Origin of the sequence: Wenxinia marina DSM 24838 (assembly GCF_000379485.1) — a bacterium.
GTDB classification, from domain to species: domain Bacteria; phylum Pseudomonadota; class Alphaproteobacteria; order Rhodobacterales; family Rhodobacteraceae; genus Wenxinia; species Wenxinia marina.
Map to the genome: position 1 here is coordinate 17,194 of NZ_KB902279.1, position 17,016 is coordinate 34,209.

The 17,016-nt window shown below is 71.4% G+C and carries 15 protein-coding genes; 8 read left to right on the forward strand and 7 right to left on the reverse strand.

Annotated features, from left to right (window positions below; all coding sequences use genetic code 11):
* Nucleotides 1-53 precede the first annotated feature (53 nt).
* The 5 genes from A37W_RS0104275 to A37W_RS0104295 all read right to left on the reverse strand — a co-directional run bounded on the left by A37W_RS0104275 (nt 54) and on the right by A37W_RS0104295 (nt 6,586).
* A complete protein-coding gene (locus tag A37W_RS0104275; RefSeq protein ID WP_018301786.1) occupies nt 54-599 on the reverse strand; it encodes a sarcosine oxidase subunit gamma in 546 nt (181 codons plus the stop codon).
* On the reverse strand, nt 592-3,474 hold the full coding sequence (locus A37W_RS0104280) for a 2Fe-2S iron-sulfur cluster-binding protein (protein WP_018301787.1): 2,883 nt from the start codon (nt 3,472-3,474) through the stop codon (nt 592-594). The genes A37W_RS0104275 and A37W_RS0104280 overlap by 8 nt, the downstream gene beginning before the upstream one ends.
* Nucleotides 3,471-3,716 carry a sarcosine oxidase subunit delta gene (locus A37W_RS0104285; protein ID WP_018301788.1) on the reverse strand — a complete coding sequence of 82 codons (246 nt, stop codon included), beginning with the start codon at nt 3,714-3,716 and terminating at the stop codon, nt 3,471-3,473. Before A37W_RS0104285 ends, A37W_RS0104280 begins: the two co-directional genes overlap by 4 nt.
* 117 nt (nt 3,717-3,833) lie before the next feature.
* The gene (locus A37W_RS0104290; RefSeq protein WP_018301789.1) at nt 3,834-5,087 is read right to left on the reverse strand and encodes a sarcosine oxidase subunit beta family protein; all 1,254 of its coding nucleotides are present in this window, start codon (nt 5,085-5,087) and stop codon (nt 3,834-3,836) included.
* 56 nt (nt 5,088-5,143) lie between these two features.
* On the reverse strand, nt 5,144-6,586 hold the full coding sequence (locus A37W_RS0104295) for a Glu/Leu/Phe/Val family dehydrogenase (RefSeq protein WP_018301790.1): 1,443 nt from the start codon (nt 6,584-6,586) through the stop codon (nt 5,144-5,146).
* Between the two features lie 341 nt (nt 6,587-6,927).
* On the opposite strand from A37W_RS0104295, the gene A37W_RS0104300 reads away from it, so the two are divergent.
* The 6 genes from A37W_RS0104300 to A37W_RS0104325 all read left to right on the forward strand — a co-directional run bounded on the left by A37W_RS0104300 (nt 6,928) and on the right by A37W_RS0104325 (nt 12,614).
* Entirely contained in the window at nt 6,928-8,565 is a 1,638-nt protein-coding gene (locus A37W_RS0104300; protein ID WP_026198289.1) for a vWA domain-containing protein, read from the forward strand.
* Nucleotides 8,562-9,098 (forward strand): TadE/TadG family type IV pilus assembly protein, encoded by a 537-nt coding sequence (locus tag A37W_RS0104305; RefSeq protein ID WP_018301792.1) that lies wholly within the window; start codon nt 8,562-8,564, stop codon nt 9,096-9,098. Before A37W_RS0104300 ends, A37W_RS0104305 begins: the two co-directional genes overlap by 4 nt.
* An 11-nt stretch (nt 9,099-9,109) precedes the next feature.
* Nucleotides 9,110-9,691, forward strand: coding sequence for a TadE/TadG family type IV pilus assembly protein (locus A37W_RS20945; protein ID WP_018301793.1), 582 nt, complete (start codon nt 9,110-9,112; stop codon nt 9,689-9,691).
* Nucleotides 9,692-9,847: 156 nt separating this feature from the next.
* On the forward strand, nt 9,848-11,467 hold the full coding sequence (locus tag A37W_RS0104315) for a Tad domain-containing protein (protein WP_157236464.1): 1,620 nt from the start codon (nt 9,848-9,850) through the stop codon (nt 11,465-11,467).
* Nucleotides 11,464-12,021, forward strand: coding sequence for a TadE/TadG family type IV pilus assembly protein (locus A37W_RS23655; RefSeq protein ID WP_018301795.1), 558 nt, complete (start codon nt 11,464-11,466; stop codon nt 12,019-12,021). The genes A37W_RS0104315 and A37W_RS23655 overlap by 4 nt, the downstream gene beginning before the upstream one ends.
* A complete protein-coding gene (locus A37W_RS0104325; RefSeq protein WP_018301796.1) occupies nt 12,018-12,614 on the forward strand; it encodes a TadE/TadG family type IV pilus assembly protein in 597 nt (198 codons plus the stop codon). Before A37W_RS23655 ends, A37W_RS0104325 begins: the two co-directional genes overlap by 4 nt.
* Nucleotides 12,615-12,627: 13 nt before the next feature.
* Here the strand turns inward: A37W_RS0104325 and A37W_RS0104330 are convergent, their stop codons facing one another.
* Nucleotides 12,628-13,116, reverse strand: coding sequence for a hypothetical protein (locus tag A37W_RS0104330; RefSeq protein ID WP_018301797.1), 489 nt, complete (start codon nt 13,114-13,116; stop codon nt 12,628-12,630).
* An 88-nt stretch (nt 13,117-13,204) separates the two neighbouring features.
* Between A37W_RS0104330 and moaA the strand changes: the two genes are divergently transcribed.
* Entirely contained in the window at nt 13,205-14,209 is a 1,005-nt protein-coding gene (gene moaA / locus A37W_RS0104335) for a GTP 3',8-cyclase MoaA (RefSeq protein ID WP_018301798.1), read from the forward strand.
* Nucleotides 14,210-14,314: 105 nt separating this feature from the next.
* The gene (locus A37W_RS20950) at nt 14,315-15,565 is read left to right on the forward strand and encodes a 3-deoxy-D-manno-octulosonic acid transferase (RefSeq protein ID WP_018301799.1); all 1,251 of its coding nucleotides are present in this window, start codon (nt 14,315-14,317) and stop codon (nt 15,563-15,565) included.
* A 257-nt stretch (nt 15,566-15,822) separates the two neighbouring features.
* On the opposite strand, the gene A37W_RS0104345 is transcribed toward A37W_RS20950, so the two are convergent.
* The gene (locus A37W_RS0104345; protein ID WP_018301800.1) at nt 15,823-16,986 is read right to left on the reverse strand and encodes a M20 aminoacylase family protein; all 1,164 of its coding nucleotides are present in this window, start codon (nt 16,984-16,986) and stop codon (nt 15,823-15,825) included.
* Nucleotides 16,987-17,016 lie beyond the last annotated feature (30 nt).

Consider the following 17,016-nt stretch of genomic DNA (forward strand, 5'->3'; position numbering starts at 1 on the left):
GCGCGGGGCGCGGCCTCCCCCCGGAGGTATTTGAGGCAAGATAGGGGAGCCGGTCAGGCGCGGGCGGCGGCGTGGCGCATCGCGCGCCGGAGGTCGTGGACGAGGGTTCCGGCCATCGAGCGCATGACCCGCAGTTCGAACGCCTCGGGCCCGAGGCGGGTGACGGTTGCGGTCATGTGGCCGAGGAGGGTGCGGGCGGTGGCGCCCTCGGGGAACGCGGAGGGGCGCAGGTCGAGAGGGACGAGGCGCGCGAGGACCGCCTCGGCGGCCGGGCCCTCCAGCCGGGCGGCGGCCTCGGCGTCGGTCAGGTCGGTGAGGGCGGCGGTGTCGCTCAGGCCGTCGGGCGGGGCGGCGCCGATCAGGAGGGCGCGGCCGGGGCCGGTCCAGAGGAGGCGGACCTCCCCCGCGGACTGGTGTTCGTTCGGCCCTGAGAACGGCAGGCCGAACGCCTCCCTCAGGGCGGTGGAGACGCCGTCCTCGCGGCCGGCGAAGGGGGCGATGCCGGTCGTGCGGGCCTCCGGCATCGCCGACAGGGCGACATCGCCTTCCGACAGCGGCAGGGCGCCGTCCCAGGGGTCCGCCGCGATCAGCTCAACCACGCATCCGCCCTCCGTCCGGGTCGTAGGCGCAGGTCGGGCCGACCCGCACCTCCGTCTCGACGTGGCGCATCGCGTCGACGAGGCGGATCACCTCGCCGTGCCGCTCCGGTCCGCCGCGCAGCAGCGCGAGGCCGAGCGCGTGGCCCAGCGTCGGCGAATGGCCGGCGGAGGTGACGTGCCCCTGCCCGTTCGGCCGCGTCGCCGCGGCGCTGCGGTCGTAGAGGTGGGCGCCGGCGGTCATCACGCCCGCCGGGTCGATCGGGACGAGCCCGACGAGGCGGGGCCGGTCGGGATCGACGAGGCCGGGCCGGCGGGAGGCGGCGACGCCGATCGCGTCCTTGTCCGCCACCATCCCGCCGAGGCCGAGGTCGTAGGCGGTGGTCCGCCCGTCCATCTCGGCATGGGTCAGGAAGCCCTTCTCCAACCGCAGGACGTTCAGCGCCTCCAGCCCGTAGGGTGCGCCGCCGAGGCTTTCGGCCTGGGCCACCGCCAGCCGCCAGAGCGATGCGCCGAAGCGGGCGGGGACGGCGATCTCGTAGCCTTCCTCGCCGGAGAAGGAGATGCGGAAGAGGCGCGCGGGGGCGCCGCCGAGCGTGGTCTCGGCACAGCCCATGAAGGGGAGCAGGGGCAGGTCGCCGAGGCTGTCAAGAAGGCGCCGCGCCAGCGGGCCGGCGACGGCGATCTGGGTCCAGTGGTCGGTCACCGAAACGAGGCTCACGTCCAGATCCCGCGCGAGGCACTGCCGCGCGTAGTCCATGTGCCGCATCACCGGCCCCGCCGCGGCGGTGGTCGTCGTGACGATCCAACGTCCGCCCGGCAGCCGCGCACAGGTGCCGTCGTCCATGACGTGTCCGTCCTCGCGCAGCATCAGGCCGTAGCGGACGCGCCCCTCGGCCAGCGTGGACATGCGGTTCGCGTAGACGATGTCGAGGAAGGCGCCGGCGTCCGGCCCCTGCACCTCGATCTTGCCGAGGGTGGAGACGTCGCAGACGCCCACCCGCTCGCGCACCGTGCGGACCTCGCGGTCGCAGGACTGGCGCCATGTCGTCTCGCCCGGCGCGGGGTAGTACGAGGGCCGGACCCACAGCCCCGCCTCGATCATCGGCGCACCCCTCCGGCGGTGGTCGGTGTCCGCCGCCGTCCGCCGCTCGGGCGCGAAGCCCCGGCCGCGGGCGCCGGCGCCCATGGCGGCGATGGGGACGGGCACGTACGGCGGGCGGAAGGTCGTCGTGCCGGTCGCGGGGATGCCGCGGCCCGTGGCGTCCGCGAGCAGCGCGAGGGCGGCGACGTTCGACGTCTTGCCCTGGTCGGCGGCCATGCCTTGCGTCGTGTAGCGCTTCATGTGCTCGACCGAACGAAACGCCTCCTGCGCGGACAGGCGGATGTCCTTGTCGGTTACGTCGTTCTGCAGGTCGAGCCACTTGCGGCCCGTCGCCTCCACCATCCAGAAGGCCTGCTGGCGCACCGGGCGGTCCTCGGCCCGCGGCAGCGGAGCCTCGGGTGCGGAGCGGCCCAGCGCCGCCAGCGCGTCGCGGCCGGCGGCCGCGCCGCCCGCCAGCGCGCCATGGGTGGAGAAGTCGCCGCGCGCCGCGCCCGCCGCCGCGAGGCCCCGTACCGCGTCCGGCGTCGGCACGAAGGTCGCGAGCGCCTCGTCCCACCGCGGCCGGCCATTATGGTGGCACGTGAAATGCAGCGCCGGGTTCCAGCCGCCCGAGACGGCGAGGCAGTCCGCGTGCAGGCTCCGCGCCCCGCCCGCATGGGTCACCGTCAGCGTCGCGATCCCGTGCCGGCCGGTCGTCCCGGTGACGCGGGCGCGGGTGAGGACCTCGAACCCGTCCCCCGCCGGCGCGTCCTCGCGGGCGTCGAGCATGACCGCCTCCACGCCCGCCCGCGTCAGGTCGCGCGCCGTCCGGTGCGCGTCGTCCGTCGCGCCGAAGACCGCGACCTCGCGCCCCGCCGCCACGCCGTAGCGGTGCAGGTACCCCCGCACGGCGCCCGCCAGCATGACGCCCGGCCGGTCGTTGCCGGGAAAGGCGATGGACCGCTCGATTGCGCCGGAGGCGAGGATCGCGCGGGCGCAGGTGATCCGCCAGAACGTGTCCGACGCCCCCCGCTGCAACGCGCCGTAGACGCCGCCGTCGTAGGCGCCGGTGACGGTGGTGCGCGGCATCAGCCGGACGTTCGGCAGGGAGGCCAGCTCCTCCACCGCCTCCTCCGCCCAGTCGGCGGCCGAGAGACCGTCCACCTCCTCCGCCTCCATCAGCAGGCGGCCGCCCATGCGGGGATGCTCGTCGGCGAGGATCACGTCCGCGCCCGCCCGCCCGGCCGTCAGCGCGGCCATCAGGCCGGCGGGGCCGGCGCCGATGACCAGCAGCTCGCAGAAGGAGTAGGCCTTGTCCGCGTCGTCCTCCGCCGGGACGCCCGACAGGCGGCCGAGGCCGGCGGCGCGGCGGATCGCGGGCTCGTAGAGCCGCTCCCAGAAGGCGCGGGGCCACATGAAGGTCTTGTAGTAGAAGCCCGCTCCGAAGAACGGGTGCAGGAGGTCGGCCGCCGCCATGACGTCGACGCGGAGCGACGGCCAGGCGTTCTGGCTGCGCACCTCCAGCCCCTCCGCCGCCTCGACCATCGTCGCCCGGGCGTTCGGCTCCTGCCCCTGCCCGCGGCCGACGGTGACCAGCGCCGACGGCTCTTCCGAGCCGCAGGTGAAGATGCCGCGCGGGCGGTGGTACTTGAACGACCGCCCGACGAGGCGGACGCCGTTCGCCAGCAGCGCCGAGGCGACGGTGTCGCCGGAGAAGGCGTCGATCCGCCGCCCGTCGAAGGTGAAGGACAGGGGTGACGTCCGGTCGATCAGGCCGTGACCGTCCAGCCTCACGGCGCCGCGCTCCCGTGGACGGCGTGGGTGCGGGTGTCGCGGGTGATCACGGCCCAGGCGCGGCAGGGCTCGTGGTACCACAGCTCGCGGCTCTCGCCCTCGGGGTTGTCGCGCAGGTGCAGGTAGGCATTCCACGCCGCCTCGCCGGCGTCCGGCGCCGGGCGGTCCAGCAGCGAGGCCGGCCCGTGATAGGTGAATTCGCGACGGTCGCGGGCGCCGCAGTGCGGGCAGGTCAGGCGCATGCGCCGCCCTCGCCCCGCGCCACCGCCCGCGGATGACTCGCCACCCCTGCCCCTCTCACCGAGCCATAAGTATCCAAGCCGGACGCCGCCGCCCGCGGAACGGCGACATGATGCGCCTCAGTGCAGGTGATGCTGCGCACCCGTCCCCTCCTCGTCCATCAGGCCGCGGCCGGTGCGGAAGCGGTCCAGCCGGAACCGCGCCGCACTCTCGTGCGGGGCGCCCGTCGCGATCAGGTGCGCCAGCGCCCAGCCCGAGGCGGGCACGGCCTTGAAGCCGCCGTAGTTCCAGCCGCAGTTCAGGAACAGCCCCTCGACGTCCGTCCGGTCGATCACCGGCGAGCCGTCGGGCGACATGTCCATGATGCCGCCCCAGCTCCGCACGACCTTGGCCCGGCCGATCACCGGCATCAGCGTCATCGCCGCCTCCATCACGTGCTCGGCCATGGGCAGGTTGCCGCGCTGCGCGTAGGACGGATGGAAGTCGAGGTCGCCGCCGAAGACGAGGCCGCCCTTGTCGGACTGGCTGATGTAGAAGTGGCCCATGCCGAAGCTGACGACGTGGTCGATCACCGGCTTCAGCCCCTCGGTCACGAAGGCCTGCAGGACGTGGCTCTCGATCGGCACGCGCAGGCCCGCCATCGCGGCGACCTGACTGGTCCGGCCCGCCACGACGATGGCGACGCTCTCCGCCTCGATCGGGCCCCGGGTCGTCTCGACCCCGCGCACCCGCCCGTTCTCCACCCGGATGCCGGTGACGCCGCAGTTCTGGATCAGGTCGACGCCGCGCGCGTCGGCGGCGCGGGCGTAGCCCCAGGCGACCGCGTCGTGCCGTGCGGTGCCGCCGCGGGGGTGCAGCAGGCCGCCGTGGATCGGGAAGCGCGCCTGCTCGAAGTCGAGATAGGGCAGCAGCCCGCGCACCCCCTCGCGGTCCAGCAGCACCGCGTCGTCGCCCTGCGCCGCCATCGCGTTGCCGCGGCGGACGAAGGCATCGCGCTGGCCGTCGGAGTGGAACAGGTTGATGAGGCCGCGCTGGCTGTGCATCACGTTGTAGCCGAGCTCGCCCTCCAGCCCTTCCCACAGCTTCAGCGAGTGCGAGTAGAACTCCGAGTTGCCCGGCAGGAAGTAGTTGGCGCGCACGATGGTCGTGTTCCGCCCGATGTTGCCGGAGCCGAGCCAGCCCTTTTCCAGCACCGCGACGTCGGTGATTCCGTGGTTCCTGGCCAGGTAATAGGCGGTGGACAGGCCGTGCCCGCCGCCGCCGATGACGAGGACCTTGTAGCGCGCCTTCGGCTCCGGTTCGCGCCAGACGGGCCGCCAGCCGCGGTTGCCCGTCAGCCCCTCCCAGAAAACCCGGAACCCCGAATAGCCCATCGCACTCCCCTGCCCGGCCACCCTAGCCGGCGGCGCGGCAGGGGCAATGGGGCCTGTCAGAGGCCCTTGGCGCGGTAGCTCGCCGCGACCCGGCCGATGGCGACGAGGTAGGCGGCGGTGCGCAGGTCGTGCACGTCGTCGCGGCTCCACCACACCTCGCGCATCGCCTGGTAGGCGGTGCGCATCGTGTCGTCGAGGCCGGAGCGGACCAGCGCCAGCTCGTCCGCGCCCTTGAGGTAGCGCGACTTGAAGTCGGGCGAGAGCGTCCAGCCGAGGCCCTTGTCCGCGCTCAATCGCTCCAGCTCTTCCACGATCAGGTGGTGCTCGGTCTCCTCCGCCCGGCGCTGCATCCGGCCGAAGCGGATGTGGGAGAGGTTCTTGACCCACTCGAAATAGCTGACCGTCACGCCGCCGGCGTTGGCGTACATGTCGGGGATGATGACGGTGCCCTTGCCGCGCAGCACCTCGTCGCCGCCGGCCGTGATCGGCCCGTTCGCCGCCTCGATGATCAGCGGCGCCTTGATCCGCTCGGCGTTGCCGAGGTGGATGACGCCCTCCAGCGCGGCGGGGATGAGGATGTCGCACTCGGCCTCCAGGACGCTGGCGCCGTCCTCGACCATGCGGGCGGACGGGAAGCCCTTTATCGTGCCGTGCTTGCCGATCCACTGCTTCAGCGCCTCGATGTCGATGCCGTCGCCCGACAGCAGCGCGCCGTCGCGTTCGATCACGCCGGTGATGCGGCAGCCGTCCTCCTCGGACAGGAACTTGGCGGCGTGGTAGCCGACGTTGCCGAGGCCCTGGACGATCACCCGCTTGCCCTCCAGCGAACCCGACAGGTTCGCCTTCGCCACGTCCTCGGGATGGCGGAAGAACTCGCGCAAGGCGAACTGCACGCCGCGGCCTGTCGCCTCGACCCGGCCGGCGATGCCGCCGGAATTGAGCGGCTTGCCGGTGACGCAGGCGCTGGCGTTGATGTCGGTGGTGTTCATCCGCCGGTACTGGTCGGCGATCCACGCCATCTCGCGCTCGCCCGTGCCCATGTCGGGGGCGGGTACGTTCTGGGCCGGGTTGATGAGGTCGCGCTTGGCCAGCTCGTAGGCGAAGCGGCGGGTGATCAGCTCCAGCTCGTGCTCCTCCCACTCTCGGGGGTCGATGCGGAGGCCCCCCTTGGAGCCGCCGTAGGGCACCTCGACCAGCGCGCACTTGTAGGTCATCAGCGCCGCCAGCGCCTCGACCTCGTCCTGATGGACGTTGGGGGCGTAGCGGATGCCGCCCTTCACCGGCTCCATGTGCTCGGAATGGACCGAGCGGTAACCGGTGAAGGTGACGATCCGGCCGCGCAGGCGCACGCCGAAGCGCACCGTATAGGTCGCGTTGCAGACGCGGATCTTCTCCTCGAGGCCGGGGGAGAGGTCCATCAGCGCGACGGCGCGGTTGAACATGATGTCGACGCTGTCGCGGAAGCTCGGCTCCACCGGGGTCACGGGCTGATCGTTCATCGTCGGTTTCCTTCCTGTCGGGCGCGGATCGCCCGCGCCATGGCCGGCCGTTGGATCGGCCGCGCCCACGGTGACGATCCTAGTCCCGAATCGGGCGGGGTCAGCCCGAAATGTGGCGCGTGCAGACTGGCCGCCTTTGGTTAACCGCACTTTGAAGCCGATTGTCTCCGCCCCGGAACGGGTGCGGCCCGCCGACCTGAATTGTCGGCCAGACTGCGGAAAATCCAGCCTATTTCCGGAAGCTGCCGCCTCATTTCCGCCATCACTCAAAGGCAACCTAAACGTGGCCGGGATCCGGGGGGATCCTTGCCGACGGCGCCGGCTTTTTCCGGCACCGCTACATGCGTCTGATGGAGACCGACATGGTCAGGACCGCCGCTGCCAGCGCGCGCCGGCCGCTCGCCCGTTTCGGGCGGGACGAGGCCGGATCGATGATCGTCTTGAGCCTGTTCCTGCTGATCCTGATGCTCGCCGTGGGCGGCATGGGCGTCGACTTCGTGCGCTACGAGCGGACCCGCGCCAACCTGCAGTCGACCGCCGACCGCGCGGTCCTCGCCGCGGCGTCGCTGAACCAGACCCTCGACCCCGAGACGGTCGTGCGCGACTACTTCGCCGCCGCGGGCCTCGACGACTACCTTCAGACGGTCAGCGTCACGAACGCCTACAACAGCCGCACGGTGACCGCGGTCGCCAGCGGCGATATGGACACCTACTTCCTCAAGCTGCTCGGCATCGAGGCGCTGACCGCGCCGGCGGCCAGCACCGCCAGCGAGGCGGCGATGGACCTCGAGATCGTCCTCGTCCTCGACGTCTCGGGCTCGATGGCCAGCGACAACAAGCTGGTCAACCTGCAGATCGCCGCGAACGAGTTCGTCGAGACGATCATCGAGGAGTACGAGCCCGGCCGCGTCTCGATCGGGATCGTGCCGTTCAACGGGCAGGTGAACCTCGGTGCGCCGCTGGCGTCGCTGCACAACGTGGTCGACCCCACCGGCGTCCCGGGCGTCAACTGCGTGGACCTGCCCCAGGCGGCCTACGACGCGCAGGTCATCCCGCCCACCCTCGCGATCCCGGCGACCGCCTACGCCGACACCTTCTCGACCTCATTCTCGAACTACCCCGGCAACTACTACGCCTCGCCGTCGAGCTACCCTCCGCGCACCACCAACATGTGGTGCCCGCCCAGCTTCACCAATACGGTGCTGTCGCCGACCACCAGCGTCGCCACCCTGCAGTCGCACATCAGCAACCTCACGGCCGTCGGCGCGACCTCGATCAACGCCGGCATGCGCTGGGGCACGACGCTGATCGACCCCGCCTTCCAGCCGCGGATGGCGGGCCTGATCGCGCTCGGCCAGTCGCCGGCGGCGCTGGCGGGGCATCCCTTCGCCTTCGACACGCCGAACGCCCGCAAGGTGATCGTGGTGATGACCGACGGCGAGCACTTCGCCGAGGAGCGGGTGAACGCGCCCTTCCGGTCCGGCCCCTCGCCCGTCTACCGGGCCTCGGACGGCACCTATTCGGTCTTCGTGGCCGCCCGGCCCGGACCGAACAGGTACTACGTCCCGCACGCCAACAGCTGGCAAGCGACCCCCTGGGGCACGGCGCCGGTGCAGCAGACCTGGCCGCAGCTCTGGGCCGAGATGCGGATGAGCTACGTCGCGTGGCAGTTCTTCGCCCGCCCGGCCGGCGCAATGGGGCAGAGCATGAGCGCCGCCTACAATGCGCAGATGGACGCGTTCCGCACCCGCACCAGCGTCGCCAGCATGAACGCCCAGCTGCAGGAGGTCTGCGCCGAGGCCCGCGAGGAAGGAGTGATCGTCTACGGCATCGCCTTTCAGGCGCCCCAGAACGGCCGCACCCAGATCGCCGGCTGCGCCGGCACGGCCGGCCGCTACTTCGACGCGAACGGGATGGAGATCCAGACCGTGTTCCGCGCCATCGCCAACCAGATCCGCGCCCTGAGGCTGACCCAATGACCCACCGGCTGATCCGCGCCCTGCGGCGCTTCTCGAAGGCCGAGCGGGGCTCGGCGACGCTGGAATTCTGCATCCTCCTGCCCGGCTTCATCCTGATCTTCCTCTCGACGTTCGAGCTGGGGATGCTGATGACCCGGCACGTCATGCTGGACCGGGCGCTCGACCTCGCGGTGCGGGAGGTGCGGCTCGGCGCGCTGACCGACGCGGACCACCAGGATCTCGTGGACGCCATCTGCGAGCACGTGCTGGTGATGGACACCTGCACGACCGAGCTGAAGCTGGAGATGCGCCGGGTCGATCCGTGGACCGGTCTCGCGATCGCGCCTGTGGCGGATTGCGCGAACCGGGACGAGCCCGGCACGCCGCCCGCCAACTTCGCCAACGGCGGGCAGAACCAGCTGATGGTGCTGCGCGCCTGCGCCCTGTTCGATCCGATGTTCCCGACGACCGGCCTCGGCGCGTCTCTCCCCCGCGAGTCCGGCGGCGCCTACGCCCTCGTGGCGACCTCGTCCTACGTCATCGAGCCGTTCTGAGGATCCCGCCCATGATCAAGCGTCTTCCGGGCGCCCTCGCCCGCCGCCTCCGCGCCGAGGAGGGAAGCGTCACCGTCGAGGCGGTCATCATGCTGCCGGCGCTGATCTGGTGCTACCTCGGCACCTTCGTGTTCTTCGACGCCTACCGGGCGCAGACCGTGAACATCAAGACCGGCTACACGATCGGCGACACGCTGAGCCGCGAGCAGACCCTGATCACCGAGCGCTACATCGATTCGCTGTACGAACTGCAGACCTTAGCCGTGAATACCGACCAGGACGTCGCGCTGCGCGTCACCGTCATCGGCTACGACGCGGACGAGGACGCCTTCACGGTCGCCTGGTCGCGGACGCGCGGCGGACCGGACGAGCTCGACGCCGCCACCGTCAACGCCGCCCGCGACCGCATCCCGACGATGAGCGAGGTGGACCACACGATCGTGGTGGAGACGTGGGTCGACTACGCGCCCGCCTTCCAGGTCGGCATTGACCCCTTCACCTTCGAGGACTTCGTGACGGTCAGGCCGCGCTCCGGCGGGACGCTGTGCTTCGATCCCGTGGGCGACGGCGACATCCTCGACGCGCTGTGCTGAAGGCGGGGCGACGCCCCGGCCGTCGGCCGCCCGCCGCCCCGCGCATTGCCCACCTGACGCGACGCTGCCACGACGCCGCCCCGTCCTCGTCATTATCCCTAATTAACCGTTCCCGAATGGTCCCGCCTGCCCGGGGCCGAAAAGGGAAGTCGATACGTGGTTGTGACCCGCCTGCTGCCCGGCCCACCGGCCGCCCTCCCGCCCCGCTTCGTCACCTCCGAAACCGGGTCGATGTCGGTCTTCATGATCTACATCATGGTGATGATCCTGATGGTCGGCGGGATGGCGGTCGACATCGTTCGGTACGAGAGCGCCCGCGCCCGGCTGCAGTCGATGCTGGACCGCGCGACGCTCGCGGCGGCCGACCTCGAACAGACGCTCGATCCGGTGTCGGTGGTCTACGACTTCGCCGAGAAGGAGGGTCTCGACGACCTTCTGACCAGCGTCACGGTCGACGAGAACTTCAATTCGCGCACCGTCACGGCCGAGGCCGACATGTCGATGGGCACGATATTCATGTCGATGCTCGGGATAGAATCCCTGGGCGCGCCGGCCGCGAGCGCGGCGACCGAGGAGATCCTCGACATCGAGGTGGCGATGGTGCTCGACGTGTCCGGCTCGATGCAGGGACAGAAGATCGCCAATCTCCAGGATGCGGCGATCGAGTTCGTGGACATCCTGATGTCCGACGACGAGGACAACCGCATCTCGATCGCGCTCGTCCCGTTCAACGGACAGGTGAACCTCGGCCCGGCCCTGCGGGCGGAGTACAACGCCACCGACATCCCCTACCGGACCAACGTCGCCTGCGTCGACCTGCCGTCGAGCGTCTACGGCACGCAGACGATCGGCCGGACCCTCCCGCTGCCCTCCACGGGCTATGTCGACACCTTCTCGTCCACCAACCGCAGCTACTACTATACCTCGCCCTACTCCTACGGTCCGAACCCGTCGAACGTCTGGTGCCCGGATTCGTCGGCCAACCACGTCCGCCTGCCGACCACGAACCAGGGCGACCTGAACAGCGCGATCGGGAACCTGAACGCGATCGGCGCGACGTCGATCAACGCCGGGATGCGCTGGGGGATGACCCTGCTCGACCCGTCGTTCGCGCCGATCATGCAGCACCAGATCGCGCTGGGGAACGTGCCCGGCAACCTCACCGGCCGGCCCTTCGGCTACCGCACGCCGAACACGATGAAGGTGATCGTGCTGATGACCGACGGCGAGCACTTCGCAGAGGAGCGGCTGAACGCCGGCTACCGCTCGGGCCCCTCGACGATCTTCCGGGGCAACGACGGCTACTATTCGATGTACTACGACCGCTCCAACACCAGCAACGACTACTGGGTGCCGCACCGCTCGGAATGGCGCAGCCAGGCGTGGCCGCAGAACTCGCAGGCGACGCGGATGGATTGGCGTCAGGTCTGGGACACGATGCGCGTGTCCTACGTGGCGTGGGAGTTCTACGGCCGCGGCCTCGGCGGCGGCAGCTCGTACAATCGCAACTACTACTACGAGCTGTACTACGACCAGATGCGCACCCGGACCCCGATCGACGCCATGAACGCACAGCTCCAGCAGATGTGCGACCGCGCCCGGAACGAGCGGGTGATCGTCTTCGGCGTCTCGTTCGACGCCCCCGACGCCGGGCGCGAGCAGATCTTCGACTGCTCGTTCACGCCCTCGCACTTCTACAACGCCGCTCTCGACGACATCGGCGACGTGTTCGAGGCAATCGCGAACCAGATCAAGTCGCTGAGGCTGGTCCAATGAGCCGGGCCGCACGGATCGCCGCCGCCCTCCGCCGCCGCCGCGCCTTCCTGCGGGGCACCGACGGATCGTCGACGGTGGAATTCGTGATCTGCGTGCCGGTCCTCATGGTCTTCCTGCTCAGCGGGATCGAGCTGGGTCTCCTGATGACGCGGGGGGTCCTGATCGACCGCGCCGTGGAGATGGCCGTGCGCGAGGTGCGCATCGGAGCCCTGGCACCGGTGACGCACGACACCCTGCGCGACCGGGTCTGCGAGCTGATGCCGATCATGGAGAACTGCCAGGCCGACCTGCGGCTCGAGATGCAGACGCTGAACCCGCGGGCCGCCATCACCATCACGCGCGAGGCGGACTGCGTCGACCGGGGCGACCCGGAAAAGCCGCTGCGGTCGACCTTCGATCAGCTGAACAGCAATCAGATCACGATCGTCCGGGCCTGCGCCCTGTTCGATCCGCTCTTCCCGACCACCGGCCTCGCCGCCTCGCTCCACAAGGAGTCCGAGAATGCCTACGCGCTGGTCTCGAACTCCCTCTTCGTCGTGGAGCCGCGCGAATGAGGACGCTCCCCACCGCCATCCGCGACCAGGTCCGCCGCTTCTTCTCGCGCGACGAGGGGACCATCACGGTCGAGATGCTGCTGACGCTGCCGATCGTGCTGTGGGCCTATCTCGGCACGTTCGTGTTCTTCGACGCCTACAACGCCCAGGCGGTGAACGTGCGCACGTCCTACACGCTCGGCGACGCGCTCAGCCGCGAGACGGGCTTCGTGACGCCGCGCTACATGGACAGCCTGTACGAGTTGCAGCGGTTCCTTGTGCAGACCGACGAGAACGTGGCGCTGCGGATCACCGTCGTCCGCTACGAGCTCACCCGGGACCGCCACCGCGTCGTCTGGAGCCAGGTCCGCGGTCCCGGCATCGCCCCGCTGCAGAACCAGGACATCGCGGACTTCTACGACCGCATCCCACGCACGGTGAACGAGGGGCAGATGATCATGGTGGAGACGTGGGTCGACTATGCCCCCGCCTTCGGCGTCGGCATCGAGGACTTCACCTTCGAGGACATATCCCTGACCCGGCCCCGGTTCTCGGGCCAGGTCTGCTGGAACAGCCAGGAGAACGGCGACGAGAGGACGGCGGTCTGCCGCTGACCCGCCGCCCGCGTCAGAGGCTGTAGACCGTGAGCTCCTCGATCGCCGTCAGCGACAGGCCGAGAAGCTGCATCGCAGGCAGGCTGATCTCGCTGCCCGATCCCGCGGCGCCGCCCGACGGCCGCAGCTCGACGTTGATGCCCTCGCCCGCGGCGGTCTCGACCCGGCCGGCCGTGACCGTGTCGACGTAGGGCGTCTCGATCCAGATCCCGGGTTCGGCCGGGTTGCCCAGGGTCGCCAGCGTGGTCCCGAGCCGCGTCTCCCCGCCCTCCGCCTCGGCCTGCGCCTCGGCGCGGTCCTCCTCGGTCGTGGTGTCGAACTCCGCCGCCGTGGTGGCGTTCGCCGGCGGTGGCGGCGGCGGCGTCGGGTCCAGCGTCTCGGGCGGCGGCGCGGCGGCGGCGGCCGCGGCGGCGTCGACGGTGGCGGGCTCGCCGAAGCCGGGCAGCGAAGGCGAGGCACAGGCGGCGAGAAGCGGGAGGGCGATCAGGGGGATATGGCGCATGAGCCGCACCCTAGGGGCCGGCCGCGAAACACGCAATGGCCCGCCCGGCCGCTTGCACGGGGTCCGGCCCGGCCCTACCTTGAGCGCCATGGCACAGCTCGTCGATCCCTTCGAGCGCAGGATCCGCTACCTGCGCGTCTCGGTCACGGACCGCTGCGACTTCCGCTGCGTCTACTGCATGTCGGAGAACATGACCTTCCTGCCCAAGAAGGATCTCCTGACGCTGGAGGAGCTGGACCGCCTGTCCTCCGCCTTCGTCCGCCTGGGGGTGGAGAAGCTGCGCATCACCGGGGGCGAGCCGCTGGTCCGCCGCGACATCCTCACCTACTTCCGCGCGATGGGCCGGCACCTGGAGACCGGCGCGCTGAAGGAGCTGACGCTCACCACCAACGGCAGTCAGCTGTCCCGCTTCGCCACCGACCTGTACGAGGCCGGCGTGCGCCGTGTGAACGTCTCGCTCGACACGCTGGACGAGGCGAAGTTCGCGCAGATCACCAGATGGGGCCGCCTGCCGCAGGTCCTGAAGGGGATCGACGCGGCGCAGGCGGCGGGCCTGAAGGTCAAGATCAACACCGTCGCGCTGAAGGGCTTCAACGAGGACGAGCTGTTCCGGCTCGTCGAATGGTGCGCCTCCCGCGACATGGACCTGACCTTCATCGAGGTCATGCCGATGGGCGACATCGGCAACGAGGATCGCCTGGACCAGTACTGGCCGCTCAGCGACCTGCGCCGCCGCCTGGCGTCGCATTACGTCGTCACCGACCTGCCCGACGATACCGGCGGGCCCGCCCGTTACGTCCGGCTGGAGGAGACGGGCCAGCGGATCGGCTTCATCACGCCGCTGACGCACAATTTCTGCGAAAGCTGCAACCGGGTGCGCGTGACCTGCACCGGCGAGATCTACACCTGCCTGGGGCAGGAAGGGCATTCCGATCTCCGCGCCCCGCTCCGCGCCTCGGTCGACGACGACGCGCATCTCGAGGACGCGATCCGCGCCGCCATCGCGCTGAAGCCGAAGGGCCACGACTTCGACTATTCCCGCCAGTCGGTCGAGGGCCGCGTCAGCCGCCACATGAGCCACACCGGCGGCTGACGGGCCGGCCCGACCGGGCGCGATGACGCTCCTCTCCGCCTCTCCCCGCGACCCCGCCGCCCCGTCCCTCTACCTCGGGCGACGCCCCCGGCCGAGGCGGGCGCCATGACGCTCCTCCTGTCGCTCTACCGCGGGGCCGCCGACCTCGCCGCGCCGCTCGTGGCGCGCCGCGTCGCCGGGCGCCTCCGGGCGCAGGGCGTGGCGGGCCGGCGCCCGTGGGAGAGGCTGGGCCACGCGACGCAGCCCCGCCCGGACGGCCCGCTGATCTGGATGCACGGCGCCAGCGTGGGCGAGAGCCTGTCCGCCCTGCCGCTGGCCGCCGCCCTGCAGGCCGAGCGCCCCGACTTGAACATCCTCGTCACCAGCGGGACCGCCTCCTCCGCCGACATCCTGTCCCGCCGCCTGCCCGCCGGCATGCTCCACCAGTTCGCCCCCCTCGATTCGCGCCCGGTGCTGCGCCGCTTCCTGGATCACTGGCGGCCGGACGCCCTGGTCCTGGCCGAGAGCGAGATCTGGCCGCAGACCATCCTCGCCTGCGCCGCCCGGGGCATCCCGGTCGCCCTCGTCGGCGCACGCCTGTCGGACGGTTCCCTCCGCGGCTGGGCCCGGGCGCCCCGGACCGCGCGCGCGATCTTCTCCCGCCTCGCCCTCGTCTCCGCCCAGACAGCAGCCACCGCGGACGCGCTCGAGGCCCTCGGCGCGCCGAGCGCCTTCCCGCCCGTCGACCTCAAGGCCGCCGCCGACCCGCCGCCGGGCGATGCCGTCCCGCTCGCGGCGGCGCTCGGCGACCGCCCGGTCTGGGCCGCCGTCTCGACCCACCCCGGCGAGGAGGAGATCGCCCTCGCCGCCCACCGGACGGTCCTCGCCCGGCACCCGGCCGCCCTCCTCCTCCTCGTCCCGCGCCACCCGGAGCGGGCGGACGCCATCGCCGCCCGGACCGATCTGCCCTTCGCCCGCCGCAGCGCCGGGACAGTCCCCGCCACGGACCACGCCGTCTGGCTCTGCGACACCCTCGGCGAAACCGGCCTGTGGTTCCGCCTCGCGGACCCGGTCTTCCTCGGCGGCTCGCTGGTGCCCGTCGGTGGCCACAACCCGTGGGAGCCCGCCGCCCTCGGCCGCGCCCCGCTCCACGGCCCCCATGTCGACAGCGCCGCCACGGCCTGGGCGACCCTCGCCGCCGCCGGCGCGGCGACCGGGGTCTCGGCCGACACGCTCGGCCCCACCGTCGCGGATCTCCTCGCCGACCCCGCACGCCGCCACGCCGCCGGCGCCGCCGCCCGCCGGACAGCCGACGCCGCGAGGGGCGACGTCGCCACCCTCGCCCGCGCCATCCTCGACCTTCCGCCTTCAAAATAAGGCGCCCGCGATTCGGCGGAGGGTCAAGGACGCGCGAACGCGCGCCGGCGAAGCCGGGCGAAGCTCCTTGACGCTCCGCCGAATCGCATCACGCTGACAGGAGGCGCGTTCAGGGGCACACCTGCCCCTGAACCGCTTCCCAAGCAGAGGCGACTCCCTCACCGCCCCCGAGACCGCTTGAGGCGACAGAACCCGCCGCCGGGGACGGCGGGCGGGGCGATGCGCCGCCGGCAGGCGGCCGCGAGCGCCGGACGCCGTCAGGTCGCCGGCAGCCGCCGCTCCACGATCTCCGCCCACCAGGAGCAGCCCGCCGGGATCGCCTCGTCGTTGAAGTCGTATTCGGGGTGGTGGACCATCGCCGTGTCGCCGTTGCCGACGAGGATGTAGGCCCCCGGCCGCTCCTCCAGCATGTAGGCGAAATCCTCGCCGCCCATGACCAGCGGCGCCTCGGCGCAGTCGCCCGCGACCGCGCGCGCGACCTCGGCCGCGAACTCGGTCTGCGCCTCGTGGTTCACCATCGAGGGGTAACCGCGGATCCAGTTCACCTCCGCCCGGCCGCCGAAGGTGGCTGCCGTCCCTTCCGCGATCGCCTTCAGCCGCTCTTCCGCCAGCGCGCGCATCTCCTTCGACATCGTGCGCACCGTGCCCTTCAGCGTCACCCGCGCCGGGATCACGTTGAACGCCTTGGACGAGGTCTCGAACGAGGTCACCGAGACGACGACCTGGTCCACCGGATCGGCGTTGCGGGACGCGATGGTCTGCAGGGCGAGGACGACGTGGGAGGCCAGGACCGTCGAATCCACCGTCTCTTGGGGCTTGGCGGCGTGGCCGCCCTTGCCGTGGAGCACGATCTCGAACTGGTCGGTGGCGGCGAAGAAGGCGCCGGGGCGGATCGCGAAGCTGCCGACCGGGCGGCCGGGCCAGTTGTGCATGCCGTAGACCTCGTCGATCTTCCAGCGCTCCATCAGCCCGTCGGCGCACATCTCTCGCCCGCCGCCGCCACCCTCCTCGGCCGGCTGGAAGATGACGACGACCGTGCCGTCGAAGTTGCGGGTTTCGGCGAGGTACTTCGCCGCCCCCAGCAGCATCGAGGTGTGGCCGTCATGGCCGCAGGCATGCATCGCGCCGTCGGTCTTGCTGGCATGCGGCAGGCCGGTCTGCTCGTGGATCGGCAGCGCGTCCATGTCGGCGCGCAGGCCGATGACCTTGCCAGAGCCGTTCGCCCTGCCGCGGATCACGCCGACCACGCCGGTCCGCCCGATCCCCTCCGTCACCTCGTCGCAGCCGAACTCCCGCAGCCGGTCGGCGACGACCTTGGACGTGCGGTGGGTCTCGAACAGGATCTCGGGGTTCTCGTGCAGGTCCCGCCGCCAGGCGGTGATCTCGGGCAGCAGTTCGGCGAAGCGGTTCTTGACGGGCATGGGCAGCCTCCGGTTGCGAGGGACGGCGCG

Excerpts from the sequence above, each read along its gene's own strand:
- A37W_RS0104295 (WP_018301790.1), bottom strand. The coding sequence starts at position 6,586 with ATGAACGATCAGCCCGTGACCCCGGTGGAGCCGAGCTTCCGCGACAGC.
- moaA (WP_018301798.1), top strand. The coding sequence starts at position 13,205 with ATGGCACAGCTCGTCGATCCCTTCGAGCGCAGGATCCGCTACCTGCGC.
- A37W_RS0104300 (WP_026198289.1), top strand. The coding sequence starts at position 6,928 with ATGCGTCTGATGGAGACCGACATGGTCAGGACCGCCGCTGCCAGCGCG.
- A37W_RS23655 (WP_018301795.1), top strand. The coding sequence starts at position 11,464 with ATGAGCCGGGCCGCACGGATCGCCGCCGCCCTCCGCCGCCGCCGCGCC.
- A37W_RS0104290 (WP_018301789.1), bottom strand. The coding sequence starts at position 5,087 with ATGGGCTATTCGGGGTTCCGGGTTTTCTGGGAGGGGCTGACGGGCAAC.
- A37W_RS20950 (WP_018301799.1), top strand. The coding sequence starts at position 14,315 with ATGACGCTCCTCCTGTCGCTCTACCGCGGGGCCGCCGACCTCGCCGCG.
- A37W_RS0104285 (WP_018301788.1), bottom strand. The coding sequence starts at position 3,716 with ATGCGCCTGACCTGCCCGCACTGCGGCGCCCGCGACCGTCGCGAATTC.
- A37W_RS0104325 (WP_018301796.1), top strand. The coding sequence starts at position 12,018 with ATGAGGACGCTCCCCACCGCCATCCGCGACCAGGTCCGCCGCTTCTTC.
- A37W_RS0104330 (WP_018301797.1), bottom strand. The coding sequence starts at position 13,116 with ATGCGCCATATCCCCCTGATCGCCCTCCCGCTTCTCGCCGCCTGTGCC.
- A37W_RS20945 (WP_018301793.1), top strand. The coding sequence starts at position 9,110 with ATGATCAAGCGTCTTCCGGGCGCCCTCGCCCGCCGCCTCCGCGCCGAG.
- A37W_RS0104305 (WP_018301792.1), top strand. The coding sequence starts at position 8,562 with ATGACCCACCGGCTGATCCGCGCCCTGCGGCGCTTCTCGAAGGCCGAG.
- A37W_RS0104345 (WP_018301800.1), bottom strand. The coding sequence starts at position 16,986 with ATGCCCGTCAAGAACCGCTTCGCCGAACTGCTGCCCGAGATCACCGCC.